1 protein-coding gene is annotated in these 401 nt (G+C 53.4%); it reads right to left on the bottom strand.

Features of this window, described 5'->3' with window-relative positions; genetic code table 11:
• Positions 1-142, bottom strand: a 142-nt coding sequence (locus P3R27_RS15355) for a hypothetical protein (RefSeq protein ID WP_369075747.1), incomplete at its 3' end; no start/stop codon positions are given.
• Positions 143-401: the final 259 nt, after the last annotated feature.

Genomic DNA, 401 nt, shown 5'->3' with positions numbered 1-401 from the left:
CGTTAAAGCGGGTGATCTTCAGCTCGCCGCGCTGACGTTTGCGCTGGCGCAAATTGATGATAAGCGTCATAACGATCGCCACCGCAACCACCACGGTGGCGACTTTGGCTAAAAACAGACCATATTCAGAGAGTAATTCCATGCATACCACCTCGGTGACTTCACTCAATAATCGGCTCAGTGTACATGAGCGCTGCGGGCGCGTCTCGCGCCAGGCGTGCGCCCGCGTCGCCATGTTGCTGAATTTTTTAGCACTCCTTAAGGTAAAGGGTGTGTAACTCTCCCCTTCACCGATTGAAATAGCCGGACGTTTAAGGCATAAAGCCAACACGTGAAGGTGATTACAGGCTGCGGCCTGAGGAGACAGAGTGCACTATCAGCCCAAACGCGACCTGCTAAAC

The sequence above is a fragment of the Enterococcus spodopteracolus genome (assembly GCF_030441955.1).
GTDB lineage: Bacteria > Bacillota > Bacilli > Lactobacillales > Enterococcaceae > Enterococcus_B > Enterococcus_B spodopteracolus.
The sequence above is the reverse complement of the archived record's forward strand: the minus strand, read 5'-3'. Positions and strand labels throughout refer to the sequence as shown.